This window comes from Niveispirillum fermenti, from assembly GCF_052474395.1.
In genome coordinates this window covers 2,992,019-3,016,595 of record NZ_CP156681.1, presented here as the reverse complement: position 1 = coordinate 3,016,595, position 24,577 = coordinate 2,992,019, and the positions used below count along the sequence as shown (strand labels likewise).

The 24,577-nt window shown below is 66.8% G+C and carries 20 protein-coding genes; 8 read left to right on the top strand and 12 right to left on the bottom strand.

The window, feature by feature from the left end; translation table 11 throughout:
* Nucleotides 1-23: 23 nt before the first annotated feature.
* From ABC728_RS25200 to ABC728_RS25190, 3 genes are all read left to right on the top strand, one after another.
* Nucleotides 24-341, top strand: a complete 318-nt coding sequence (locus ABC728_RS25200; protein ID WP_416621802.1) for an energy transducer TonB — start codon at nt 24-26, stop codon at nt 339-341.
* A 128-nt stretch (nt 342-469) separates the two neighbouring features.
* Nucleotides 470-673, top strand: a complete 204-nt coding sequence (locus ABC728_RS25195) for a twin-arginine translocase TatA/TatE family subunit (RefSeq protein ID WP_416621801.1) — start codon at nt 470-472, stop codon at nt 671-673.
* A 198-nt stretch (nt 674-871) separates the two neighbouring features.
* Nucleotides 872-2,059 carry a DUF2336 domain-containing protein gene (locus ABC728_RS25190; protein WP_416621800.1) on the top strand — a complete coding sequence of 396 codons (1,188 nt, stop codon included), beginning with the start codon at nt 872-874 and terminating at the stop codon, nt 2,057-2,059.
* Nucleotides 2,060-2,095: 36 nt separating this feature from the next.
* Here the strand turns inward: ABC728_RS25190 and xseA are convergent, their stop codons facing one another.
* Nucleotides 2,096-3,685 (bottom strand): exodeoxyribonuclease VII large subunit, encoded by a 1,590-nt coding sequence (gene xseA, locus ABC728_RS25185; protein WP_416621799.1) that lies wholly within the window; start codon nt 3,683-3,685, stop codon nt 2,096-2,098.
* Between the two features lie 185 nt (nt 3,686-3,870).
* Between xseA and sppA the strand changes: the two genes are divergently transcribed.
* Nucleotides 3,871-5,679: a signal peptide peptidase SppA gene (sppA, locus tag ABC728_RS25180; protein WP_416621798.1), complete on the top strand. Its 1,809-nt coding sequence runs from the start codon at nt 3,871-3,873 to the stop codon at nt 5,677-5,679.
* A gap of 237 nt (nt 5,680-5,916) precedes the next feature.
* Here sppA and ABC728_RS25175 read toward each other — a convergent pair whose 3' ends face one another.
* The 6 genes from ABC728_RS25175 to ABC728_RS25150 all read right to left on the bottom strand — a co-directional run bounded on the left by ABC728_RS25175 (nt 5,917) and on the right by ABC728_RS25150 (nt 13,589).
* Nucleotides 5,917-7,548 carry an ABC transporter substrate-binding protein gene (locus ABC728_RS25175; protein ID WP_416621797.1) on the bottom strand — a complete coding sequence of 544 codons (1,632 nt, stop codon included), beginning with the start codon at nt 7,546-7,548 and terminating at the stop codon, nt 5,917-5,919.
* A gap of 152 nt (nt 7,549-7,700) precedes the next feature.
* The gene (locus ABC728_RS25170) at nt 7,701-8,219 is read right to left on the bottom strand and encodes a hypothetical protein (protein ID WP_416621796.1); all 519 of its coding nucleotides are present in this window, start codon (nt 8,217-8,219) and stop codon (nt 7,701-7,703) included.
* The gene (locus ABC728_RS25165) at nt 8,216-10,285 is read right to left on the bottom strand and encodes a serine/threonine protein kinase (protein ID WP_445376541.1); all 2,070 of its coding nucleotides are present in this window, start codon (nt 10,283-10,285) and stop codon (nt 8,216-8,218) included. The genes ABC728_RS25170 and ABC728_RS25165 overlap by 4 nt, the downstream gene beginning before the upstream one ends.
* Nucleotides 10,286-10,571: 286 nt before the next feature.
* Nucleotides 10,572-11,906, bottom strand: a complete 1,335-nt coding sequence (locus ABC728_RS25160; RefSeq protein ID WP_416621794.1) for a putative bifunctional diguanylate cyclase/phosphodiesterase — start codon at nt 11,904-11,906, stop codon at nt 10,572-10,574.
* Between the two features lie 182 nt (nt 11,907-12,088).
* Nucleotides 12,089-12,529 (bottom strand): NfeD family protein, encoded by a 441-nt coding sequence (locus ABC728_RS25155; protein WP_416621793.1) that lies wholly within the window; start codon nt 12,527-12,529, stop codon nt 12,089-12,091.
* A 28-nt stretch (nt 12,530-12,557) separates the two neighbouring features.
* Nucleotides 12,558-13,589 carry an SPFH domain-containing protein gene (locus ABC728_RS25150; RefSeq protein WP_445376540.1) on the bottom strand — a complete coding sequence of 344 codons (1,032 nt, stop codon included), beginning with the start codon at nt 13,587-13,589 and terminating at the stop codon, nt 12,558-12,560.
* A gap of 247 nt (nt 13,590-13,836) precedes the next feature.
* Here ABC728_RS25150 and ABC728_RS25145 point away from each other — a divergent pair, with 247 nt between their 5' ends.
* Both ABC728_RS25145 and ABC728_RS25140 read left to right on the top strand, forming a co-directional pair.
* Nucleotides 13,837-14,322, top strand: a complete 486-nt coding sequence (locus tag ABC728_RS25145; RefSeq protein ID WP_416622123.1) for a CreA family protein — start codon at nt 13,837-13,839, stop codon at nt 14,320-14,322.
* A 142-nt stretch (nt 14,323-14,464) separates the two neighbouring features.
* Nucleotides 14,465-16,207 (top strand): hypothetical protein, encoded by a 1,743-nt coding sequence (locus tag ABC728_RS25140; protein ID WP_445376539.1) that lies wholly within the window; start codon nt 14,465-14,467, stop codon nt 16,205-16,207.
* A 43-nt stretch (nt 16,208-16,250) separates the two neighbouring features.
* Here the strand turns inward: ABC728_RS25140 and ABC728_RS25135 are convergent, their stop codons facing one another.
* Entirely contained in the window at nt 16,251-17,360 is a 1,110-nt protein-coding gene (locus ABC728_RS25135) for an AbrB family transcriptional regulator (protein ID WP_416622121.1), read from the bottom strand.
* Nucleotides 17,357-18,316 carry a succinylglutamate desuccinylase/aspartoacylase domain-containing protein gene (locus ABC728_RS25130; RefSeq protein ID WP_416622120.1) on the bottom strand — a complete coding sequence of 320 codons (960 nt, stop codon included), beginning with the start codon at nt 18,314-18,316 and terminating at the stop codon, nt 17,357-17,359. The genes ABC728_RS25135 and ABC728_RS25130 overlap by 4 nt, the downstream gene beginning before the upstream one ends.
* A gap of 184 nt (nt 18,317-18,500) precedes the next feature.
* Between ABC728_RS25130 and ABC728_RS25125 the strand changes: the two genes are divergently transcribed.
* Nucleotides 18,501-19,361 carry an N-formylglutamate amidohydrolase gene (locus ABC728_RS25125; protein WP_416622119.1) on the top strand — a complete coding sequence of 287 codons (861 nt, stop codon included), beginning with the start codon at nt 18,501-18,503 and terminating at the stop codon, nt 19,359-19,361.
* A gap of 152 nt (nt 19,362-19,513) precedes the next feature.
* On the opposite strand, the gene ABC728_RS25120 is transcribed toward ABC728_RS25125, so the two are convergent.
* The gene (locus tag ABC728_RS25120; RefSeq protein WP_416622118.1) at nt 19,514-20,287 is read right to left on the bottom strand and encodes an NAD kinase; all 774 of its coding nucleotides are present in this window, start codon (nt 20,285-20,287) and stop codon (nt 19,514-19,516) included.
* 77 nt (nt 20,288-20,364) lie between these two features.
* Nucleotides 20,365-21,399 (bottom strand): GTP 3',8-cyclase MoaA, encoded by a 1,035-nt coding sequence (gene moaA / locus ABC728_RS25115; RefSeq protein ID WP_416622125.1) that lies wholly within the window; start codon nt 21,397-21,399, stop codon nt 20,365-20,367.
* A 144-nt stretch (nt 21,400-21,543) separates the two neighbouring features.
* On the opposite strand from moaA, the gene ABC728_RS25110 reads away from it, so the two are divergent.
* Nucleotides 21,544-23,502 (top strand): AsmA family protein, encoded by a 1,959-nt coding sequence (locus ABC728_RS25110; RefSeq protein ID WP_416622117.1) that lies wholly within the window; start codon nt 21,544-21,546, stop codon nt 23,500-23,502.
* A 66-nt stretch (nt 23,503-23,568) separates the two neighbouring features.
* Here the strand turns inward: ABC728_RS25110 and ABC728_RS25105 are convergent, their stop codons facing one another.
* On the bottom strand, nt 23,569-24,573 hold the full coding sequence (locus ABC728_RS25105; protein ID WP_416622116.1) for a hypothetical protein: 1,005 nt from the start codon (nt 24,571-24,573) through the stop codon (nt 23,569-23,571).
* Nucleotides 24,574-24,577: the final 4 nt, after the last annotated feature.

Sequence of the window (24,577 nt, the reverse complement as noted above, 5' to 3'; positions counted from 1 at the left end):
TGCCGGGTACCGTCGGATCCACCATGTCGGATTTGGAACCCTTCTTCCGTCCCCGACTTCAGTATCCTGAACGCGCCCTGCGGTTGCGGCGCGAAGGCCGCGTGATTGTCGAATTCTGTATCGGCCAGGACGGTGCGCCCCAGGATGTCCGGGTTGTCGAAGCCGTGCCACCGGGCCTGTTCGAACAATCGGCCCTGCGCTATGCGGCTGGTCTGCGGTATCATCCCGGGGAAGGAAAGCGCCCGCACCCGGTGGAGTCCATGGGGCAGGCCATCGGGCAGGCCATGGGGCAGGGGCGTCAGCGCCTTGAAGTCCGGTTCGAGATGCGCGGTCAGGCCTGATTGATGATGCCGGCGGCTGACCGAACAGTGGCGACGTGGCGGATTGCTTCTTCCCAAAACACCCCTTAATCCCTATCTATATCGCGTTGCCGGGTGATCGCAGCCCGCCTTGAGATTGGAGATTACCCATGGGCGCCATGAGCCTCTGGCATTGGATCATCGTTCTGGTTGTTGTGCTGCTGGTGTTTGGTGCCGGCAAGCTGCCCAATGTCATGGGCGACATGGCCAAGGGCGTGAAGGCCTTCAAGAAGGGCATGCGGGACGAGGATGCAGCACCGGAATCCGACCCTAAGCTGACGGATGCGAAGCCGGGCGACAACAAGGGCGCCTGACGGCGTCGCCATATCCCGCTGATATGTTGATACAGGTTCCGCAGAAAGGGGCCGGGCCCATTGCCCGGCCCCTTTTTCGTGCATCGGCGGCTTCTTGAGCGGCCATTCGCCGGTTTTCCGCCAAGGTCGGGGGAAATCCCTTCTCCCGCCCCCGATCCCGGTTCATCATGGCGTGAAAGACCGTCGGGGAGGGGAACCTTGAGTGGCGAGCAGGGGGAATTGACCCTGGCCGATGTCCAGTATCTGGCAGCCGACCGCACGCCGGAGGCGCGGGCGGCTATGGTGGCCAAGCTCGTCCGCACCGCGGAGGTCGGATTGCTGGCTGGAACCGGCCAGGCATTGCTGGGCGATCTGCTGATGCGTCTGGCGCGTGACACCGCCGTTCAGGTGCGCGAGGCGGTGGCCTGGCAAATCTATAACAGCCCGCTTCTGACCGATGAACTGGCCCATGCGCTGGCCATGGATATCACGACAGTGGCATTTCCGCTGCTGCGCCACGGGCAGGAACTGGCGGACGACCTGTTGCTGGGGGTGATCCGGCAAGGCAGGGCGGACAAGCAGATGGCCATCGCCGCCCGCGACCATCTGTCGGCTGCGGTCAGCGAGGCGCTCGCCGCCCTGGGCAATCTGGCGGTGATTGCCACCCTGGCCGGGAACGAGGGCGCCGATCTGGGTGAGGCGGCGCTGCTGTCCCTGGCCGATCGTTTCGCCCATGTGCCGATGGTGGCCGAGCCGCTGGCCGGCCGTGCCATCCTGCCATCCAGCGTGGTGGAACGGCTGGTGGCGGGGATGTCGGCGCGTGTGCGCGATCTGCTGGTGCAGCGCCACCGCCTGTCCCCGGCGGTCGCCGAGGAGGTGACGGCGCGGGGGCGGGATTCCGTTACATTGGCCCTGTTGCGTCCATTGCCGCGCGACGGGATGGATGCCGAAGCGCTGGCGGTCCATCTTCACCAGCATGGCCGGCTGTCCGTGTCCCTGCTGCTGCGTACATTATGTGCCGGAGATTTCGCCTTCTTTGCCGCTGGCATCGCCGCCAAATCGAGGGTTGCGCCCGACAATGCCCTGGGGCTGATGCGGGAAGGCAAATGGGAGGGCATGCGCGCCCTGCTCGACCACGCCCATGTGCCCCGGCATCTGCACCTGCCCTTCCAGGTGGCACTGCGTGTGGCCCGCCAGCTTGACTATGCCGGCGGCAATGACGGGCGGGAGGCATTCCAGACGGATGTGCTGGGCCGCCTTTATCTGGAATGCGGTCAGTCCGAGGAACGTGCCATGGATGAATTGCTGCTGCAGCTTTTCGATCAGAAAAGCGATGCGATGATCGATGAGGCCATGGAAAAGGCGGGCCTGATGTTCCTGCCGCTGCGCGGGGCAGTTCCCCGTTAACGGGAGTGGTTTGCCGGCAGCAGCCCCCATCCCGGTTCAGAACAGGTTGCCCTGGGGCGGTTCGCCGCGGCGCGGGCGGGCTGGCCGTGCAGGACGGGGTGGCGGCGGGGCAGGGGCGGCCGGTGCATCCCCGATGACGGCGCCGGTGCTGCCATCCTGGAAGCCAATGGTCACCGCCTGTCCTTCGATCAGGCCCGCGGCCCTGGTCACGGGCGCCCCGTCGGTATCGGTGACCAGGGCGAAGCCGCGCGACAGCACCCCTCGATAGGACACGCTTTCCAGAAGGCGGCCCAGTTGGGCCAGCCTTTCCGTCTGTGCCGAGAGGGCGGCGCGGTGCGCCCTTTCCATGCGGGCCGGCAAATCGGCCAGCCGGTCCGTGCCGCCCCCGATGGCCCCGCGGATGGCCCGGTCGGACAGCCGGTCGGCGATGCGGTGATAATGTCCCTGTGACAGGCGGATGGACCCTTCCAGTCCCGTGCGCAGGGCACGGCCGGCCCCGTCAAGCCGCGCACCGGCAACCTGCAGCAATTCTCGCGGGTGGCGCAGCTTCAGCCCCAGCTGACGGACCACGGTGACCCGCCGCTCGATGCCGGCGCGGATGCACAGGGTCAGCCGTTCGCCCCGGTCATCCAGGCGCTGCACCAGCCCCTCCAGCAGGCTGCGCGGATCGCCCAGGCCGCGCGACAATCCCTGGACATAGGTCCGGCGCTGATCCAGCGCGCGGCTGATGGCATTGTGCAGCCGTCTTTCATCGTCCAGCACCTGGCCCAACAGTTCGGACCGGACGGGCACGGCCATTTCGGCTGCGGCCGTCGGGGTCGGTGCGCGGCGGTCGGCGGCGAAATCGATCAGGGTCGTGTCGGTTTCGTGACCCACAGCGGAGATCAGGGGGATGCGGCTGTCGGCCGCCGCGCGCACCACGACCTCTTCATTGAAGGCCATCAGGTCTTCCAGGCTGCCGCCGCCACGGGCCACGATCAGCAGGTCGGGCCGGGGCACCCGCCCGCCGGGGGGCAGGCTGTTGAAGCCCTGGATGGCGCGTGCGACCTGCTGGGCCGCCCCTTCCCCCTGTACGGCGACGGGCCACAACAGGACGTGGCGGGGAAAACGGTCGGCCAGCCGGTGCAGGATATCGCGGATGACGGCACCGGTCGGACTGGTCACCACGCCGATGGTCCCGGGCAGGAAGGGCAAAGGCTGCTTGCGCTCCGCATTGAACAGCCCCTCGGCAGCCAGCCGGCGCTTGCGCTCCTCCAGCATCTTCAGCAGCGCGCCTTCGCCCGCCAGTTCCATATTGTCGATGACAAGCTGATACTGGCTGCGGCCGGCATAGGTGGTCAGCTTGCCTGTGCAGACCACTTCCATCCCGTCTTCCGGCCGGATGGCCAGCCGTGCGGCAGTGCCCTTCCAGCATACCGCCTCGATCACGGCGCCATCATCCTTGAGCCGCAGATAGAGGTGGCCGGATGAATGGCGCTTGGGCTGGCTGATCTCCCCGCGCACCCGGACATAGCCGAAGGCATCCTCCACGGTGCGCTTGACGGCGCGGGCCAGGTCGCTGACCGATTGTTCGGGCAGGTTGCTACCGGGGCGGGCGGGCGGGGTGTCGGTGAGGAAATCGCTCATGATGGCCTGATCATACGGGCTCCCGGCGGGTGATGCCAGTGGCAGAGGCGCCTCTGCCAAGGGGGCCATCCAGCCCCCGGTAGCAGGTCCGGCGGAACATTGCCGTAACAGGTTTGTTTCCGCACTGGCCGAACGGCCTCGCCACCGGTTACTCTGGCCGTCTTCGGTCTCATTCGGAATGGATCATGCGCATCATCCTGCGGGTATTTGCCATCATCGGCTTCCTGTCGGTCGTCCTGGTTGCCGGCCTCATCGCTCTGGGCATCCATTTTGCCAACCGCAAGCCGACATTGCCCGACAATATCGTGCTGGAACTGGATCTGGAGCAGCCATTGGTGGAGGCGGCGGCCACGGACCCGGTGGCCGGCCTGCTGATGGGCCAGAACACGCGGACCGTGCAGGAGGTGGTGCGCGCCCTGGGCCGCGCGGCCGCGGACCCGCGCGTGAAGGGCATCGTCGCCCGCACCGGCGACAGCGTGCATTCCCTTGCCGTCACGCAGGAACTGCGCGAAAGCATCATCGCCCTGCGCAAGGAGGGGCGCTTTGCCATCGTCCATGCCGAAAGTTTCGGCGAAACAGGCAATGGCATGCAACCCTACCTGCTGGCTACGGCCTTCGATCAGGTCTGGATGCAGCCGTTGGGCGACCTGGCCATCACTGGCATCCGGGCCGAACTGGCATTCCTGCGCGGCACGCTGGACAAGCTGAAGGTGGAGCCGCAGTTCCGCAAGCGGGAGGAATACAAGACCTTCGCCGAGCAATACACGGAAACCGGCCCCACCCCGGCCAATCGTGAGGCTACCGAAGCCCTGGTGGGCGATATTTTCGACCAATGGGTGGCCAGCGTGGCCCAGGGCCGTGGCCTGGACGAGGCCGTCGTGCGTGCTGCCGTGGACCGGGCACCGCTGATGGATGGCGAAGCGGTGGATGCCAAGCTGATCGACAAGCTGGGCTATTGGGACGAGGCCGTGGAATGGGCCCTGGGGCGTGCCGCCCTGGCCGGCGGGCCTGCGGAACTGGTCAGCCTGCATGATTATTTCCTGGCTGCGGCCGGCGATGCCACCGACCTGGGCGGCACGCAGGCCCCGCTGATCGCCATCATCGTCGGCGAGGGCGCCATCATGCGGGGCGACAGCCGGTCCGATCCCCTGTCGGGGGAAGAGACGTTCGGTGCCGCCACCATCGCCGCGGCCTTCGACGAGGCCATCGGGAACGATCAGGTGAAGGCCATCCTGTTCCGCGTCGACAGCCCCGGCGGCAGCGCCGTGGCATCGGAGGTGGTGCGGCGTAAGGTGGTGAAGGCCCGGGAAGTCGGCAAGCCGGTGATCATCTCGATGGGCGCCGTGGCCGCCTCGGGTGGCTATTGGGTGTCCATGGGCGCCGATCGCATCGTGGCCCAGCCCGGCACCATCACCGGGTCCATCGGGGTGCTGGCAGGCAAGCTGGTCACCCGGGGGCTGACCGATTGGGCCGGCGTGAATTTCGAACCTGTCAGCCGGGGCGCCAATGCCGGCATGTGGTCGTCCAACGAGCCCTTCACCCCGGCACAGGAGGAACGGCTGGGCGCCTTCCTGGACAATACCTATCAGGCCTTTGTCCGTGGCGTCGCCGAAGGCCGCGGCATGGCACCGGAACGGGTGGCGGAACTGGCAAAGGGCCGCGTCTATACCGGCCGCCAAGCGCTGGAACTGGGGCTGGTCGATGCGCTGGGCGGCTATACGACGGCCCTGGCGGAACTGCGGACAGCCCTGAAGCTGGAGCCGGGCACCCCGCTGAGTGCCATCAGCCTGCCGCACAAGCGTTCGCAGTTCGACCTGCTGATGGACATGCTGTCGGGCAACAGCCGCGTTGCCCTGGGTGATGCGCTGACGGCGCATGTGGCGGGGCGGTCGCTGGGGCCGCTGCGCCCGGTCATGTCCGAACTGGCGCCACACCTGTCGGCTGATCAGGACATGGTTGCCCTGATGCCCGCCATGGTTCGCCAGGGCTTCTGATACCGGGGGCTGCCGGCCCGGCGCCCGTGCGCCGCAAGCCCAAGCCGCCGGATGGCGCCGCCCGGCGCTTGAGGTGCCGAAAACCTTGACCATCGGTCAAGGTTTTCGGCCGATGGTATGATTGCCGCGGCGGTGAGCCCTCCTGGAGCCGTGACAAGGGGGTATCACGCTCCGGGCGGCTGCAGGCAGCGTGCAGGTTTCCGATCGGCCGTTCCGGCGGGACAGGCCCGGGATGCTTCAGGCGGCGACGACCCGGTTGCGACCTTCAATCTTGGCTGTATTCAGAGCACGCTCGGCGCGCAGCAGCCAATGATCGAGCGTATCGGTCTCGGCCAGGGCCGCCACGCCGATACTGACCGTCAGGCGTCGGCGGTCGGTACCGCCATTGCCGCTATGTTCCACGGCGAGCCGTACCTGTTCGGCCATGGCCAGGCCATTGGCGATATCGGTTTCCGGCAACAGCACCGCGAAATGATCCCCGTCCAGCCGGCCCAGCCGGTCCCCGGGGCGCAGCGCGTCCTGGCAGGCGGCGCGGAACACGACCAGGCTGCTGTCGCCGGCGGCTTGGCCGAAGCGCTCGTTGATCGTCCTCAGACCATCGACATCCAGCAGCAGCAGGCTGACGGGCCGGCCCTGGGCACGGGCCTGTTCCAGTCCGGCCAGCACCGTTTCCAGCATGACACGGCGGTGCGGCACGCCGGTCAGCGGGTCCAGGCGCGCCATGTCGCGGTAATGCTCCTCCAGACGCACGCGGTTGGCCCTTTCTTCGTTCAGGCGAAGCCGTTGCCGGCGCAGGCAGCACAGGATGGTGGCCGCAGCCAGCATCAACACCGCAGCGCCCGCCGCGATCAGCCAGTTTTGCGGCGTGCCAGGGCCGGCTGGCAACGCGGGCGCATAAAGGAAGCTTGTCGGATCGAACCGGCGTGGTATCAGCCCGGCCGCCGCGAACCCTTCGGCGATGTGACGCCAACGGCCTGGATGCATATAGCCGATCTCCACCATGTCGGCGATCATCAGCCGGCTGATCTCCTCCGCTTCGAACGCCAGACGCGGCCGGTCCAGGTGCGGGGCATACCGCGCCAGGATCAGGTCGATGGCGGCCGCCGGGTCGGCCAGGGCGTCGCGCCAGCCGCGCAGGCTGGCCTGCCGGAAGGCCTCCACCGTCCGTGGAGACTGGCGCAGCATGGCCTCGCTGGTGAAAAGCGTGTCGCCGTAGAAATCGATGCCGGCTGATCGGGGGGAGAAAACCTGATAGGGTACCCCGGCCACCCGCATGTCATAAGGTTCGCTGGTGGTATAGGCGGTGATCGCCTCCGCCTCGCCCCGGATCAGAGGGGCCACCGACCCCGGATGGGGCAGGATGGTCAGCCTTTCCAGTGGCACGCGCTCCACGGCCAGATAGGCCAGAAGTTCCTCCGCGTGGGTTTCCAGCAAGAGCCGGTGACCGGGCAGGGCGTGGACATGGTCGGGGCCACCGGCCTGCCGGGCCAGCAGCACGAAGGGGGAATGCTGCATCAGCACCGCCAGCGCCACGACGGGGCGCCCCCGGGCCCAATCCACGATCAGGCCGGCGCTGCCCACGCCGAAATCGGCCTCCCCATCCACCACCCGGGCGGCAGCGTCGATGGTGGGTCCCCCTTCGATGATGCGGACATCGAGGCCGGCTTCCCGGTAATAACCGCGTTCCAGCGCCAGATAGAAGCCGGCCCCCTGGAACTGATGCAACCATTTCAATTGCAGCCGGACAGGCACGGGCGGGCCGGCGGGCACCTGCGCCCGGCCCGGCAGCGCCGAGGACAGCAGCAACAGGAGCAGCAGCCCCAGCAGCAGCCCCAGCAGTGGGCGGACGGTCTGGTCTGGTCCGGTCATTGCCGGCTTATGGCGGCCATTTCCCGTGGCGGGCAGCCTGTCATTCTCAACCATGCGGGATATCGGCATCGTGGGGCACCATCTGGGGATGGAAAGGGACCATCCGGCCAGCTTTCATGGGCTTGAAGGCGCAGAGCGCGGGTGATCCCGCATCATTCCGGCTCCTCCTTCACTTCCTCCTCCATCAGGCCCATGGGTTCCGCCTTGTCCTCGTCGGGCTTGCCCATCACGTCGGTTCCCCAGTCGGCGACCAGGACGCTGCGCCGTTCCTCCAGTTCCCGGATGCGGGACTGGGCGCGCAGGGTGACAATGGCGGCCACGATCTGGGGGATGAAGAAATACATCAGCCAGCCGATGGCCGCCGCACCGAACATGACCAGCCAGGTTCCGGGTTCGGCCAGCAGGCGCAGGGTGACACCCATCTCGTGTCCCTGTTGCCAGAGCTGGACGGCGAAGGGTGCGATCCCGCACAGGTTCATCGCCCCGACGGTCAGCGCCGCCGATTTCTCCGGATCGCGGTCGATCATATAGGCGACGATCGTGGGGGCCAGCCCGGCCAGCAGCAGCACGCTGGTCGGCATCATCATCAGGCCCGCCGGCATCAGCAGCAAGAGCAGCAGCAAGGCGCTGCCGCTGCGGCGTGGAGGCTTGCGTCCCGCCCGCGCGCTCATGACAGCCTCAACATGTAGATCACGGTGCTGACCATGGTCAGGCCGGCGATGATGGAGGTGACGACGGCGGCCACCTGCCGGCCCATGCCGTCGGCGGCACCGGTGCGGTCGGCGCCCTGCTGGCGCAGACGCTCGATCTGGCGTGTCAGGCCTTCATACTGGCGCATGGCCGTCAGGAAACCCTTGTCGTCGGCGCGGATGGCATCGATGTTGTCGACGATGCGCACCAGCCCGTCCAGCACGCCATCCCGCGCCACCTGCGTCACTTCCGCCTTGATCTTCTCGCGTGTCTCCCGGTTCTTGAACCGCTTGAACACCGGTTCCATCAGGCTGACCAGCCAGCCGCAGAGGTTGGGCAGGCGGGCTGGCCCGAAACGGTTCTGCACATCGGCCAGGATGGTCAGCATGGCGATCATGCGCCGTGCGGGGTCGTGCGGGTTGGACAGCGGAGCCAGCAGCCGGTCGTTCAGCTTCTTGTGATGCGTCGTGATGAAACCGATGACATGGCGATCCACGGGGTCGCGCCCGCGATTGGGCTTTTGCGCGATCTGGTCCAGGGCCGACAGAAGCTCCGCCGGGGTCAGTACATAATGGTCGCGCAACTGTGGCGACAGGCAGGGGCAGGCGGGGCACAATTCATAGACGATGCGCTCCACCCCGAACCCCAGCCCGATATGTTCCAGCAGGGCGCGGTAGCCGTCGAAGGCCTGCACCATGGGCACATATTCCGGTTTGAAATCGGGCTGGCAATTGACCCAGAAATGCGGGAATTGCGCGATCACGAATTCCGCGAACGGCTGCACACTGGCATTCTGCCAGATGGCCTCCGCCAGTGCCGGCCCCAGCCCGTCGGGCAGGACGGAAATCCCGCGGTAGCGGATGGGGGCCGGCGGGTCCAGCGCGATGGAGACACGGGTGACCAGCTTGTCTTCCTGGCTGGCGCCACGGCCGCCGGCGCTCGCCGACGATATGGCGCTCTGCATGGCTTCCGCGCGTGTTTCGTCGCCAACGGAACGGCGAACCCATTTTTCCACATCCCCGCGTTCGATCAGCGCGGCGGCGGCCGCGCTGTGCCGGGCCAGGCCCCGCGCCAGGGCCCGGCAATGCATCAGTTCCTCGCCCTGGAACTCGAACGGCCGGGCGCCGCGCCGCGGGATCTGCGGCTGTTTGGGCGACAGGCGCCGGCCCTGCAGCCACAGGTCCAGGTCCGACAGCGACCAGCGCTGGCGCGGATCATCGGTCATCAGGCCGCGCAGCGGTTCCACCAGGCTTTGCGGCAGACGGACCTGGCTGGTCAGGGCCGGATAGGTGCCCCGGTCCATCTTCAGCTTCAGCACCGCCTCGTCATCCAGATCCGCCAGCGGATTGCGGCCCAGATACAGGGTCAGCAGCGTGACGCCCAGCGCATAGAGATCGTCGCCGATCGTGCCCGGCCCGCGGCCGGAGGGCTGGGCCATGCCCCGTTCGATGGTTTCCACCAGGACGGGCTGGCCATAGCCGACGGGGGTGGACAGGCAGTCGCCGATGGTCAGCGCGGACGAGGCGGGGTCCTTCAGGAACAGGTTGGTCGGCCGGATGGCGCCACAGGTGAAGCCGCGGGCATTCATCTCCCGCAAGGCAAACAGCAGCGAGGGCATGATCGTCCGGATGATCTGGTCGTCCGGCAGGGGTTCGCGCGTTTCGCTCAGGTCCTGCATGGCGCGGCGGCCGCCCGGCCGCTCGAAGACCAGCACGAATTGGCGCCGGCCGTCGGGCGTCCAATCCACCGTTCCCCAGTCCATCAGGCGCATGATGTTGGGGTTCTCCACCGTGCGGAAAACGCTCATCACCTCGATGCGGGCCGGCACGGGCCGGTCGGTGACGATGGCGAAGGTTTCCGTCTTGCGGTCGCGGCTCAGCCGGGCGGCATAGGCAGCCCCCCCGGCCGAATCCAGCGCGGGCAGGGGGGTTCCGGGCATGATCTCGCAACGCCCGCCCAGATCGACGGGGCCGGCCGGAACAAGCTCCGCCTTGCCGCGCCGGTCAGGGCCGACGGGCGGTTCATCGGGAGCGGCGCTGCGGGCCATGACGGGCATCGGTCTCCGGCTGGATGATCTCGGCAGGCCGGGACGCCGGCCGGTGCGATCATCGCAAACCCCATGCGAATGCACAATGCCAGCCAAAAGAGACAGATGGTGTTGCCGGCCGGGCCTCATACGTATCTGCATTGATCAGAACCTATGGCCCTGATCAATGCATCCCTCATACGTCGGGCGCCGCCATCCGGCGGCTTTTGGCTCACGCGCGCATGGGCGCGCGAACGCTCAACGCGCCAACCGAGGTGCGATGAGTTCGACTAACCGCACCTCGGTATCAGTTCTGATGGCGCAGGTCCAGAATCTGCGCACCGCTGAGCGGCCGGTAGTAGAAATAGCCCTGCCCATAGTCGCAACCGGCATCGGCCAGCATGACGAGTTGCTGAAGATGTTCGATCCCCTCCACCACGGTCTGCATGCCCAGCCGCCGGGCCAGGGCGACGATGAACTGCACGATTGCCAGTTGGCGTTCATTCTCCACGACATTGTCGACGAAGCTCTTGTCGATCTTCAGGGTGTGCGCTGGACAGTCGGCCAGGAGCGACAGGGTCGAATGCTCACGCCCGAAATCGTCGATGGCAACGCGGAAGCCGGCCCGGATGATCCGCAGCATTTCCTGCATGATGACAGGGTCGGTCAAGACACCTTCGGTCAGTTCCAGCTCGATCTTGCCGCGTTCCAGGCCCAGGCGGTCGCATTCCTCGATCAGCACCTCCAGCACGCTGGGCGCGCAATTGTTGGGCTGTAGCTGCAAGGGCGAGACGTTCAGCGACAGGCAGATATCCTGGCCTGCTTGCCGCCATGCGCATTTCTGTCGCAAGGCTTCACGCAATGTCCATTCGCCAATGGGCACGATGGTCCGCGTGCTTTCGGCCAGCGGGATGAATTCTGCGGGGGAGAGGGCCCCCAGCTCGGGATGCTGCCAGCGCAACAGCGCCTCCACCCCGAACACACGGCCGGCCCGGATGTCGATCTTGGGCTGATAGAGCAGCGACATGCCACTGCCGCCGCGGCAGAACCACAACCCGTCCTCGATGGCGCGCTGACGGGCCAGACGCTGCCGCAACGCCTGTGCGAAATGGCCGACCCGTTGACCGGCACGCAGCGCCTCACGCCGGGCCGTGCGGGCCGCCATCACCAGCATGTCCATGTTGTCCGCGGCTTCGGGATAACTGGCCACACCGCAGGTCAACGACAGATGCACCGTGCCGGCGTGCAGATTCAACGGCACCTCCAGCACATGCAGCAAGGCCTCCACATCCTTGCAGGCATCAGGCAGCAGAGCCGCGAACCGCTCGCTGTCGAAGCGGGCCAGAAGCACGTCCGACCCGAAAGCCATTTCCAGCCGCCGGCGAACCACCTGCAGAAGGTCTATGGATTCTTCGAAGCCCAGGCGGGAGATCAGGCCCTCGTAATCGTTGAGTTCGATATAGATTACCGTGGGATGAAGACCACCGGCCGCCATCAGGGGCAATCGTCGGCTGCCCAGCGCGATGAACCCGTGCTTATTATAAAGGCCCGTTAGGGGATCATGCAACAACTCCACATTATTGTAGAGATTGTCGGGCGGATAGGATGGAGGTGCTAACCTGATATCGTCGATGCTCAGCATATGGCACCTGTGATGCGGATGCCTTGAATGTTAATGAATTCAAATAAAATCCATAGGTATGCAGACGGTTAGGTTTCCAATATTCCAAAGAGACTTTGAGGTAAATTGTCGAGGCATATGATTTTGTGAAGGTCCCAGGGGAAGGGGCATAGCCGCACCCTTCCCCTGGGACCGCGCCGGGATCAGGCCGGCTCCACATGCAAGGTGGCGCCGTCCACGCGGGTGACGCGCACCCGCGTGCCGACGGGCAATTCCTCATTGCCGGCCACCCGCCAGACGCTGTCACCGATGCGGGCGCGGCCATACCCGTTGCTCAGTGCTTCCTCCAGCACCAGCACGCGGCCGACATACTGGTCGGCGCGGCGGTTCAGGGTCGTGGCGGTATTGTCCAACGGTTCCCGACCGGCATAGCGGCGGGACAGCAGCCAGGCGGCCACGGCCAGGGCGCCGAACAGCGCCACCTGGACGGGTTCCGGCAGGTCGACAGCCAGGACGACCAGCCCTGTCAGGCCAGCGGCACCGGCCACCCACAGAAACGCCGCCCCTGGAATGAACATTTCCAGCGCTGCCAGCGCCAACGCTAGGCACCACCAGTACCAGAACAGGATGCGCAATCCGTCCATGCTCTTTCCCTCCCCCTTGCCGATGCCGTCAGGTGGTCGGGTTGTCGCCCCAGGGCGACGGCGGGCGGGACGCGGGGGGCGGGGTGGTGGCGGGCGGGCGGGCGGGGGAGCGGCTTGCTGCGGATGCCGGGCCCGGCGTGCTGCCATTGCCACCCGCGAACGTCTCCCGCGCCAGTTCGGCCAGGCCCCCCAGCGATCCGATGACGCTGGTGGCCTCGATGGGCATGAACAGCACCTTCTGGTTCGGGCTGTGAGCGAACTCCTTGAAAGTGGTCAGATATTGCTGGGCCACGAAATAGTTGATGGCCTGCACATTGCCCGATGCGATGGCCTCCGACACCATGCGCGTCGCCTCCGCTTCGGCCTGGGCTTCGCGTTCGCGCGCCTCGGCATCGCGGAACGCGGCCTCGCGCCGGCCCTCGGCCTCCAGGATGGCGGCCTGTTTCTGGCCTTCGGCCTTCAGGATGGCCGATTGCCGGGCGCCTTCAGCCTCCAGGATCAGGGCGCGGCGATCACGTTCCGCCTTCATCTGGCGGGCCATGCTGTCCACCAGGTCGCGCGGCGGCTGGATGTCGCGGATCTCGATGCGCGTGACCTTGATGCCCCAGGGCTGGGTTGCATCGTCGACGACATGCAGAAGCTGTGCGTTGATGCGGTCGCGCTGGGACAGCAACTCGTCCAGGTCCATGGAGCCCATGACGGTGCGGACATTGGTCATGGTCAGGTTCAGGATGGCGAGCCGCAGGCTGTTCACCTCATAGGCCGCCCGGGCCGCGTCCAGAACCTGGAAGAACACCACGCCATCCACGGTCACCATAGCGTTGTCCTTGGTGATCACCTCCTGGCTGGGCACGTCCAGCACGGTTTCCATCATGCTCAGCTTCGAGCCGATCCGGTCGACGAAAGGTACGATGAAATGCAGGCCCGGACGCAGCGTATGGGTATAACGGCCGAACCGCTCCACCGTATATTCCTGCCCCTGTGGCACGGTCTTGATGCCGGCGAAGGCCAGCAGGATGCCGAAGACGGCCAGGACGCCGGCAAAGATGCTGATTTCCATCCAAGTCCCCCAAAACACAAAGGCTGTCGCCCGCCATGTGGCGGGGCGCCGCTGGCAACCATCGCATGGACCGCGCCCGAAGGCGAGCGCCGGCGAAGGAAATGCAACCGCCCTGTGTGTTCTCCCTGTGCGTTCGGCACGGGGACCAATTCCGCCGGACCAATTCCCGATGGGTCCAACGCATCGGGAATTGCTATGATCACGCGGTCTGCCCGTTCGCGGGTTCCCATGGTGAAGGATGTGTCCCATGTTCCGCCGTCTCGTCCCGCTTGCCCTGTCATTCGCGCTGTGCCTGCCGGCCGCCGCCCAGGAACTGGTCGGGGAGTTCAGCAACGACTGGACGGGCAACGAACTGGACATCACGGCCTTTCCCGATCCGGGTGTGAAGGGCATCACCTGTCATATCGTGGATTTCGACCGCTCGGTCTGGGATCGGCTCTCCAAGGGCAACTGGTTTGAGGACCCGTCCAACGCCTCCATTGCCTGCCGGCAGACGGGGCCGGTGGTCATCGGCGACATCAACCTGTCCAAGCGGGGGGAGGAGGTCTTCTCCGAACGCAAGAGCCTGGTATTCAAATCCATCGCCGTGCGCCGGATCTATGACAAGTCCAACGACACACTGGTTTATGTCGTCTATAGCCGGCAGGTGAAGGACGCCTCGGCCAAGATGTCGATTTCCACCGTTCCCCTGTTCGCGGCGGACCCGGTGTGGGAGAAAGGCAAACCCCGATAATGTTTCGAGATTGCCGGTTGTTTCGACATTTTCTGCACCGAAAGATTAAAGCGGCATTTATTTCCCTATCCGTTCGGATATAATTGCGGAAGCCCCAAAGGGGTTTGCATTCTCCAAAAGGGGGGCTGAGGGGAATATGTGGATGTCCAGCCTGACCGGTGGCGGCAGGGGCGCCCCCATTGGGCGCCGGTTGAATTTCGAGGTACAGACCTTCAAGGTTGACCATTGGGTCATTGAGGATTCACTGGCAACCGAGGAGGAAGCAAGGGCGCTGGCCACCAAGCTGCTGCCCAACCGCGAGGGCGTGCGCGTCGTCCGCGATTTCGCCGGTGTGCCCGGCAAGCCCGCCACCCAGACCATCCTGTTTTCGGAAATGCGGGAACAGCGCGGCAGGGTGATCCAGGTCCAGCCCGTGGATACCAGCCCCGTCTGCACGGAAACCCATGATTACCTGCAGGCAGAAAGCCGGCAGACCATCTCCAAGCTGCTGCGTCAGTATCTTGAGGAAAGGTCCCTGACCGCGTCGGAGCTGCTGTACAACGCGGCGGAGATGAAGCGCGCCGTCAATTTCGAGAATATGGTGCCGACCGCTGTGGGGCGTGTGGCCAGCATCCAGGGCAAGGTCACAGGCCAGGATGTGCGCGAACGGCGGGACCTGATCTATACCGGCCTGTCGGATTTGCGTGTCCGGGCCGAAGCGGGGCAGAAAAAGGCCGCGTTCAGCGCGCGGCAGGATGGTTTCCGCACCGCGATGGACAAGGTGGAGGCCCTGTGCGGCAGCGATGCGGCACAGGTCGATTACCTGTCCAAGATCGTCCTGTGTCGCGACATGGTGCAGATACGCACCCTGCTGGGCAAAGTCGAATGGCTGTTGGAAACGGCGGGGGAGGCCGGGGCCAACAAGCCGGCCCATATCAACATCATCGATACGCTGGTCGCCGACGCCGTCAGCTTTCCGTCGGTGCTGCAGGACCTGCTGGGACGGCAGCCCGACCTGGGGACGGCGCTGATGCGGATGCTGGATCTGCTGGAAGGCGGGTTCGAAGGCACCGACAGGGAGCAGGCTCCCCCCATCTCCAGCGTCCTCAGCCGATGGCTGGGCCTGGGCCACGCGCCGCAAAGCTGGCAGATGGTGCTGGAAGGGTTCCTGCGCAGCCTGCGCGGCACGGCGCCGCTGGCGCGCGATCCGGAACGCAACCGCCTGCATATGACGGCCATCATGGGCCGCGTCTTCTCGCCCGCCGGCCTGTTCGGTGGCAGCCGCATGGCGGACGCGCTGTCCCAGGGCTATCTGCGCTTCATCGAACAGGGCGGCGGGGAAGGGCGGCGTCTGTCCATCGACGGCATCCTGGCCATGCTGCCCACGATGCGCGACCGGGCGCTGTATCTGGCCGAACTGGCCGGCAGCGACATTGGCCAGCGGGAGATGGAAACCGTGGTGGCCCGCCTGCGGCCGCTGCTGTCCGGCGACCGCGACGTCAATCAGCTTGTGGGCGCGCAGGTGCCGCTGAAGCCCAAGATGCAGGCCATGGCCTCGCTTTACCGGACTATCGTGGAATTGGAACTGCCCGACGATGCCCGCTCCGGCGCGGCCGACCGGGTGGATGAGATGGTGGCCGGCTACATCGTCTCCGCCCGCGTGATCGAGCGGCTGGACGACCCATCCGCCATTTTGCGCATCCGTGCCATCCGGCTGATGCAGTTCGCAGCCAACGATGTGCTGTCGAGCCCCAAGGCCCGCAAGATCGTGCGCGACCAGATCGTAGGACACCTGCGCCAGCCCAATTTCGACGGCAAGTTCGTGGAGGGGCTGGACACCCCGCAGGAACAGGCCAGCGCCCTGCGCCAGTTCTATAGCCTGCTGCGCCAAGCCCAATTCATGTAACAAACGGCGATCGGCGCACCCGTCGACACTTGTTGTGCCGGTTTCAGCCGCCGATGTCCGGCGGGGTGGTCCGGCCCCGTCGTTGGGCCCAGCGTCGCCATAAATGATAGGCGGCGGGCGCGAACAGGACGATCAGGACGATGCGCACGATATGGTGGGTGGCCACGAAGGCGGCGTCCACGTGCAGCGACAGGGCCACCAGGCTCATCTCCGCCAGTCCGCCCGGCGCATAGGCCAGGATCAGCGCCGGCAGGCTGAGCCCCGTCAGCAGATGCACCCCCAATGCCATGGCCACCGTCACCGCCAGCAATGCCAGCGTCAGCCCGGCCGCCACCAGGGCGATATGGGCCACGCGGGTGATGGGGATGTTGGCGAAGCGCGCACCGATGGCCGAGCCGATCACGACCTGCGCCACCGCGACCAGCAGGCCGGGCGGCTTGGCGGCCGTCAGGCCCAGCAGATGGATCAGCGCCGACAGCAGCATGGGTCCCACCAGGATGCCGGCCGGCACGCGCAGGCGCAGCGCCACCGGCGCCCCCACGCAGCATAGCGCCATCAGCGCATAATCGCGCCAGGCCACATCCAGAACGTCGGGGCCAAGGCCCCGAAGGCTCCAGTCGCGGCCGGCCGGATCATAGCCGGGCAGGGCCTGGAAGGCGAAGGGCAGGGTCATCACCACCAGCATGATGCGCAGGCTGTGACCCAGGGCGATGGTGCGGTCATCCCCGCCCAGCGACCCGCCCATCATCACCATCTCGTTGAAGCCCCCGGGCATCGCCGTGAAATAGGCCGTCACCGGATCGTACCGCGCCACCTTCTGCAGGTAGAGGATGCCGACGCCGGCCGCCACGACGATATAGGCGAGCAGCCCCGTCAGGCTGACGGTCCATTCCCGCAGATGGCCCAGCAGAGCTGGCGAGAAGGCGCTGCCCAGCATGATGCCCAGCACCATCACCATGCCGTTGCGCAACAGGGGCGGAACACTGGTCCGCAGGCCCGCCATGGTTGCCACCGTCGTGGTCAGCATGGCGCCGATCATGAATGCCAGCGGCACATGCAGCCGGAAACAGAGATAACCGCCGGCTGTGCCCAGCAGGATGGCGGCAGCGAAGCCGCCGGGGTCCGCGTCACGCCACAGGGTCCGCAGCGTCATGACCGGAACCGTCCCAGCCGGACAGCGGTCTGTCCACGCATGGGTACGCGCGCCGGCATGATCATGACGCAGTCGTCATGGGGCGTGCGCAGCAGCCTGCCGGCATCCACGGCAAAGCCTGTCCCGGCCCGGGGAATGATGTCCATGCCCTTGAAGTCCTGAAGGAAACGGAATTGCTCGCTGCATACCGTAACGGTTTCCGTCACCTCGACAAACCGCGGAGGCGGCGGTTCGGCGGATGGCAGCCATGGGCTGAGCGCGGTGGTGGCCACCGCGCCCGTCACGGCCAGGAACCGGGCCGTGACGGCCAGGGCCGTGCGCGCGCTGGACCGGTCCTGGTGCCGGCCGCATTCGGCCAGCAGCGCCACGGGCCCGTCGGCGCCGTCGGTGAAGCGGGGATGGTCGATCAGGCGCAGGCCCCCCGCATGGCCCCCGTCCATGACGACGAAGCCGGGCATCCCGAGACGGCCGGCCAGCGCACGGCCGCGCGCGCTGCGGCCGGCCAGCATGAGGGGAATTGTGTCATGCTGCATGGAATGCAGGTCCAGCAGGAAGTCGGCCTCGGCGAACAGGGGCCAGAGCGACCGGGCGCGGCGCCGCTCGATGCTGTCTCCGCTGCCGGCCAGGATGTCCGGTGCCCAGACCCGGTTCATGTCCTCATCCATATAGCGGGACAGAACAGGGAACTGCGGGTCGAGATGGTTGAACGCCTCCACATTGGCGAAGCTGAAGGTCAGGCTGCCGCGGCATGGTCGGATGCCGGCCCGTAGCAGGGTTGCCACCGCCACGGCGCCGCACACCTCGTTGCCATGCATCAGGGCATTGACCAGCACATGCGGGCCGGGCACCGCCGCATCGAAGCGATAAACATGGTCGGTGCAATCATTGCCCGGTACCAGACCGGTGATGTCCGGCGGCCACAGGTCGCCCGGGGCCAGGGGTTCGATCCGCGCCATGCCTGTCCTTCCACCCTTCCGGTCCATGTTGCATCGCACCCAGGCCGGGGGCTGGCATGCCAATGGTGCTATCGACGCGCAGGTGCCATAAATGTATAGGTTCCAATGCAATTCGATGAAAGGGCGGTGACAGGACGGGCTCGTCCCCCCGCCCGCTTCCTGGCCGCAAGACAGGGGCTTGCCGATGAGTTTGGTGATCGACGATGTGGTCGTCCGGCATGATCCGGCCAGCCCGGTCGTACCCCTGCTGTTCGACAGCCCGCATAGCGGCACGCGCTATCCGGCCGATTTCAATTTCATATGCCCCTTTCCCCTGCTGCGGCAGGCAGAGGATACGCATGTCGATGAACTGTTCAGTCCCGTCCCGGACATGGGGGCGACGCTGCTATGTGCGCTGTTCCCCCGCAGCTATATCGATGTCAACCGCGCCCCCGACGATATCGATCCAGGCATGCTGGAGGGGACATGGCCCGGCCCCCTGAACCCGTCGGGGAAAAGTGTGGCCGGTATGGGCCTGGTCCGGCACCTGTGCCGGCCGGGCGTGCCCATGTATGATGGCCGCCTGCCCGCAACCGTGGTGCAGGACCGCCTGGAGAATTACTGGCGCCCCTATCATGAACTGCTGGCGGAATCGCTGGATGCGATCCATGCGCGTTTTGGCGCCGTCTATCATGTGAACTGCCATTCCATGCCATCCTTCGTGATCGGCCCGGACCGGCAGTCGCCCGATTTCGTGATCGGCGACCGGGATGGCACCACGTCCGAACCGGGCTTTACGCGGCTGGTCGTCGATACGTTGCGGCGGATGGGCTATGTCGTGCGGGTGAACGATCCCTATAAGGGCGTGGAACTGGTTCGCCGCTATGCTGACCCGGCGCGGGGCCGGCATTCCCTGCAGCTTGAGATCGACCGGCGCCTCTACATGAACGAAGAGACGCTGGAACCGCACGAAGGGTTCCATACGCTTCGCGCCAACCTGATGACCCTGGTCCGCGTCATGCGCGATTATGCCCTGGACCGCACGGCCCGCATCGCGGCGGAGTGATACCAGGGGCATGAATTTATGACTGATGCTCCTGGTATAGGCCGGCGACTGCCGGCCCGGCGCTTGAGGTGCCGAAAACCTTGACCATCGGTCAAGGTTTTCGGCCGCTTGTTTGAGACGGGCGGACCCGCTCAATCATCCGCCGGGGATGGTCACGGGGAGAATTGTTCCTTCAGGATACGTTCCTCCAGCGCCAGTTCGGGGTCGAACAGCAGGGTGCTGGCCACCTTGCGGTCTTCACGGATTTCCACCCGCACGACGTCGCGCACTTCCGTGAAATCCGCCACGGCGCTGACGGGGCGCTTGGACTGCTCCAGCACGTCGAACTGGATGCGTGCGGTGTGGGGCAGCAAGGCCCCGCGCCAGCGGCGCGGGCGGAAGGCGCTGATCGGTGTCAGGGCCAGGATGTCGGCGCCGAGCGGCAGGATGGGGCCGTGGGCGGACAGGTTGTAGGCCGTGCTGCCGGCCGGCGTCGATACCAGCGCACCGTCGCAGGTCAGTTCGGGCATGCGCTCGCGCCCGTCGACGCTGATGCGCAGCTTGGCCGCCTGCCGCGTTTCGCGCAGCAATGACACCTCGTTGAAGGCCAGGCCCTCCAACTCCTCCCCGGTGGTCGTCACGGCCGTCATGCGCAGCGGGTGCAGCACCACGCGCTGGGCCCGCATCAGCCGGCGGGTCAACCCATCCTCGCTGTAGGCGTTCAGCAGGAACCCGACCGAGCCGCGGTTCATGCCATAGACGGGCACGCCGCGGATCAGGTAGCGGTGCAATGTCTCCAGCAGGAAGCCGTCACCGCCCAGGGCGACAATGATCCCGGCCTCCTCCGGCGGTACGCCGCCATAGCGGACGGCCAGCCTGTCGCGGGCGGCACGGGACTCCGGCGTGTCGGCGGCAACGAAGGCAAGCGGCACGGGGGTCTGGTGCAAAGCATTGTTCCCGGTATCAGGTGGCGGCGGGACGGCACCTTACCCGAAGCGGCGGTGCGGGGCAAAGACGCACGCAATCAACCGCCCGTCACGCTCATATGGCGGCCCACGGCAGGGGCGTGCCCGCGCCCGATGATGAAATCATGGCCCTTGGGCTTGGCGCGGATGGCATCGCGGATGGCATCGTGCAGCAGCCCGTCATCGGGACTGGCGCGCAGCGGCGCCCGCAGGTCGGCCGCATCCTCCTGCCCCAGGCACATATAGAGGGTGCCTGTGCAGGTGACGCGGACACGATTGCAGCTTTCGCAGAAATTATGGGACAGCGGCGTGATGAAACCCAGCCGCCGCCCCGTTTCCCCCACCGTGACATAACGGGCGGGGCCGCCCGTGCGGTAGGTGCTGTCGATCAGGGTCCAGCGCTGTTCCAGGTCGGCGCGCAGCGCGCGCAGCGACATGAACTGTTCCTCCCGCACGGCACCGCCGCCATTGCCGTCCATGTCGCCCAGCGGCATGACCTCGATCAGGGTCAGATCGAACCCCTGCTCGCCGCACCAGGCCAGCATATGGTCGATCTCGCCGTCATTCACGCCCTTCAGTGCCACGGCATTGATCTTCACCTCCAGCCCCGCGCGCTTGGCGGCGTCCAGCCCGTCCAGCACCTGGGCTAGCCGGCCCCAGCGGGTGATGGTGGCGAAGCGGTCCGGGTCCAGCGTATCGACCGATACGTTGATGCGCCGCACGCCGGCCGCGCGCAGCCCGTCGGCGTGCCGGGCGAGCTGGCTGCCATTGGTGGTCAGCGTCAGTTCGTCCAGCGCGCCGGTGCGCAGATGCCGGCCCAGGCTGCGGATCAGTTCCATGATGTTGCGCCTGACCAGCGGCTCCCCGCCGGTCAGGCGCAGCTTGCGCGTGCCCATGGCGACAAAGGCGGAACAGAGCCGGTCCAGTTCCTCCAGCGACAGGATGTCCGCCTTGGGCAGGAAAGTCATATCCTCCGACATGCAATAGACGCAGCGGAAGTCGCACCGGTCGGTGACCGAGACGCGAACATAGGTGATCGCACGGCCGAACGGGTCGATCAGGGGGGCGGTCTGCGGTGGATCGGTCAAGGTCATAGTGCGCAGGATATAGCGGCTTTGCGCCCTTCCTCCAACCCCGACCCACACGAAAGATGCCATGTTCGGCCTTGTTTTGGGCAAGGTGGGCTGAAACACTCGATGGTAACGAGACCGAACCGTTCGCAACAAGCCGGACCCAGCATGCGCAAATTCGCCGTCACCCTTTCCGTGCTGCTGCTTCTGCTCATGGCGGCTGCCGTGGCGTTACCGTTCCTGGTGCCGGTGGGTGCCATCGTGGCACAGGTGGAACGGGAAGTGGAGGTGGCGACGGGCCGGGAGCTGACCATCGGCGGGCGTGTCGATCTCTCCTACTTCCCCTCCATCGCCGTTACGGCCGACGATGTGCAGTTCGCTGGCATCCGCCAGGGTGAGGACCTGCTGCGGGTGAAGCGGCTGGCCGTGCGCCTGCGGCTGATCCCCCTGTTGCGCGGACGCGCGGAGGTGGAGAGGTTCGTGCTGACGGAACCCTTCATCGACCTGACCGTCGATCGTCAGGGACGGCCGAACTGGAACGTCTCATTCACACGCGGCCCGTCGCCCGCTGCGGGCGACGGCACCCCCCCGGCCAATGCCGGCGGGACCGATCTGGTGGCGGATCTGTCGCTGTCGGATGTGGAAGTGGTGGATGGCCGCCTGCGCTATACCGACGCGCGCACGGGCATGGTGCGGGAGGCGACGGACGTCAACATCACCTTGTCCATGCCGGCCCTGGACGAGGCGCTGGAACTGGAAGCCGAGATGAAGCTGAACGGCACGCCGCTGGCGCTGGACGTGGTCATCGATCCGGTGCGGCCGCTGCTGGCCGGCGGCACGGCGGGTCTGGACCTGCGCCTGTCGGGTGCCGGCAGCAATCTGGCCGTCAAGGGGCAGGTGGAACGTCAGGGCGACGCACCCGTCAATCTGGCGGGTGACCTGGCGCTGAAGGTCGCATCGCTTGACGATCTGGTCCGTGCGGCGACGGGGGCGGCCCCGGCCGACCTGCCGGTGGACGACCTGTCGCTTACCGGCCGCCTGACGGGTACCTCCGTGCGGCTGGGGCTGGCCGGGTTGAAGGCCGTGGCCGGGGACCTGACCGCCGATGGGGACCTGAACATCCGTCTGGATGGCCCCCGTCCGGCGCTGGCCGGCACCTTGTCGTTGCCGCGCCTGGAACTGGATCGTTACCTGCCCGCCGACGAACCGCCGCCGGCCGCCAGCGACGGCGGTGATGCCGCCGTTCCCCCGGCCGCATCGCAGGGCTGGAGCCGGGAGGCGATCGACCTTTCCGCGATGAAGGTCTTCGATCTGGACCTGGACCTTCGTCTGGCCGGGCTGCTGTTCAAGGGGGTGGAGACGGGGCCGGCTGCCATGGGGCTGAAGCTGGCGGATGGCCGCCTGAACGCCGTGCTGGCCGACACGCCCGTGTTCGGCGGCATGCTGGGGGGGCGCCTGTCGCTGGATGTCAGCCGGCCGGCGCTCAATCTCGGTCTGGTCGCCAGGGCGCAGGGCGTGCAGGCCGAACCGCTGTTGATCCGCTTTGCCGATTTCAACCGCCTGACGGGAACGACGGACGGCACGCTGGATATCAAGGCGACGGGGGCGAACCAGCAGGAGCTGGTCGGCAGCCTGAACGGCAAGGGGGAGGTGCTGTTCCGCGACGGCGCCGTCAAGGGCATCAACCTGGCCCACATCATCCGCAGCGCCATCGGCCAGGGTGGCCAGGAGCCGCCGCAGACCGATTTCGCAGAGATGGGGGGCGCCTTCACGATCACGAACGGGACCGTGGCGACGGAGGATTTCCGCCTGCTGGCCCCGTTGCTGCGTGTGGCGGGCAAGGGCACGGTCAACCTGCCCAACCGCCGTGTGGACATGCGGCTGGGCACCCGGCTGGTGGCCAGCCTGGAAGGGCAGGGTACGGGTAACCTGGATGCCGACGGCATCAACGTTCCCGTCCGCGTGCGGGGGACGTTCGACAACCTGACCTATGCGCCAGACCTGTCGGCATCCGTGCGGGCCGCACTGCGCGACCCGGCCAAGGCCAGGGAACAGATTGAAAGACTGCGCCATTCCAAGGACGGCGCACGGTCCCTGCTGGACAGTGTGCTGGGCCGCAAGCCCTGATGGATGTCGCGCCATCCCGCTTGTGCGGCCGGTCGGGATGGTCACGGCCAGGCAGGGACGGCAGGATCAGCCCGCGTCGCCCAGCCAGCGGGATGTGACGGGTTCGAGTGAGCCGCGCCAGTCGGCGATCTCCTCGGCCACACGCTCCAGCGCCCGCTGGTCGCGGAAGCGCTTGCGGACACGGTTATTGTCCCCACGCGCCTGCATGGCGGCCAGCCGGGCAGCGACCTTGGGCTCGTTCACCACGGCCTGCCGCCACCGTTCCAGCCGGATTTCGGCCACGCAATCCACGATCGCCTGAGTTCCCGGCCGGCGGCCCAGCTTGATGGCGCCCGGTGCCAGCCGGGCGGCGGCGGCATGGGCCACATCATCGGGCATGGCAGGAAAGACGGCCTGCACAGCCTGGGCGATGCCGTCCTTCAGATCGGTGCCGCGCTGGCGGTCGTCGCGGGCGGTGCGCTTGGCGGCAACCTCCATGCGGCGGCGGCTGTGGGCCATGACCTGGTCGGACACCTCCCGCGCGTCGCTGTCCATCCAGAGAACGGGGCCATCCGCCAGCACACTGACGACGGGTGCGGGCAGGGCGGGATGCGCCTCCGCTGCCAGCAGGACCAGCCGCAGCTTCAACAGGGATTTCAGTGCGCGCTCGCGGCCGGCGTCAGCCGCCAGCCAGACATCGTGGCGCACGGGGCTGTCGCGCAACAGGCTGTCCAGCGCTTCCAGGTCCCCGCCCGTCCAGCGCCGGCCCTGCAACAGCCGTTCGGCCCGGTCGCGCAGCAGGGCGCGGCCGCCATCACGCGGATGGGGCGGGGCGACCTCTATCACCTTCCAGACCTGGTCGGCCAGCCGGGCCACGGCCCAGCCGGCATGCTGGTCGATCGGCCGGTCCGTGGGGAAGGCGCCGCAGGGCAGGTTCCAGACATTGCTGACCCGGATCAGGCCACTGGCATCCAGGAACGCCTCTGCGGCGGGAGAGCGGTTGATGACGGGCCAGCCGGCCACCAGCGTGGCAAGCCCGTCCGGCATGCTCGACGGCCGGTCCCATTCACCCAGGCGGGCGGCGCCGAGCATTGTC

Bases quoted from the DNA above. Each gene is read 5' to 3' on its own strand.
- ABC728_RS25200 (WP_416621802.1), top strand. From the start codon at position 24: ATGTCGGATTTGGAACCCTTCTTCCGTCCCCGACTTCAGTATCCTGAA.
- ABC728_RS25195 (WP_416621801.1), top strand. From the start codon at position 470: ATGGGCGCCATGAGCCTCTGGCATTGGATCATCGTTCTGGTTGTTGTG.
- xseA (WP_416621799.1), bottom strand. From the start codon at position 3,685: ATGAGCGATTTCCTCACCGACACCCCGCCCGCCCGCCCCGGTAGCAAC.
- sppA (WP_416621798.1), top strand. From the start codon at position 3,871: ATGCGCATCATCCTGCGGGTATTTGCCATCATCGGCTTCCTGTCGGTC.
- ABC728_RS25175 (WP_416621797.1), bottom strand. From the start codon at position 7,548: ATGACCGGACCAGACCAGACCGTCCGCCCACTGCTGGGGCTGCTGCTG.
- ABC728_RS25170 (WP_416621796.1), bottom strand. From the start codon at position 8,219: ATGAGCGCGCGGGCGGGACGCAAGCCTCCACGCCGCAGCGGCAGCGCC.
- ABC728_RS25165 (WP_445376541.1), bottom strand. From the start codon at position 10,285: ATGGCCCGCAGCGCCGCTCCCGATGAACCGCCCGTCGGCCCTGACCGG.
- ABC728_RS25160 (WP_416621794.1), bottom strand. From the start codon at position 11,906: ATGCTGAGCATCGACGATATCAGGTTAGCACCTCCATCCTATCCGCCC.
- ABC728_RS25155 (WP_416621793.1), bottom strand. From the start codon at position 12,529: ATGGACGGATTGCGCATCCTGTTCTGGTACTGGTGGTGCCTAGCGTTG.
- ABC728_RS25150 (WP_445376540.1), bottom strand. From the start codon at position 13,589: ATGGAAATCAGCATCTTTGCCGGCGTCCTGGCCGTCTTCGGCATCCTG.
- ABC728_RS25145 (WP_416622123.1), top strand. From the start codon at position 13,837: ATGTTCCGCCGTCTCGTCCCGCTTGCCCTGTCATTCGCGCTGTGCCTG.
- ABC728_RS25140 (WP_445376539.1), top strand. From the start codon at position 14,465: ATGTCCAGCCTGACCGGTGGCGGCAGGGGCGCCCCCATTGGGCGCCGG.
- ABC728_RS25135 (WP_416622121.1), bottom strand. From the start codon at position 17,360: ATGACGCTGCGGACCCTGTGGCGTGACGCGGACCCCGGCGGCTTCGCT.
- ABC728_RS25130 (WP_416622120.1), bottom strand. From the start codon at position 18,316: ATGGCGCGGATCGAACCCCTGGCCCCGGGCGACCTGTGGCCGCCGGAC.
- ABC728_RS25125 (WP_416622119.1), top strand. From the start codon at position 18,501: ATGAGTTTGGTGATCGACGATGTGGTCGTCCGGCATGATCCGGCCAGC.
- moaA (WP_416622125.1), bottom strand. From the start codon at position 21,399: ATGACCTTGACCGATCCACCGCAGACCGCCCCCCTGATCGACCCGTTC.
- ABC728_RS25110 (WP_416622117.1), top strand. From the start codon at position 21,544: ATGCGCAAATTCGCCGTCACCCTTTCCGTGCTGCTGCTTCTGCTCATG.
- ABC728_RS25105 (WP_416622116.1), bottom strand. From the start codon at position 24,573: ATGCTCGGCGCCGCCCGCCTGGGTGAATGGGACCGGCCGTCGAGCATG.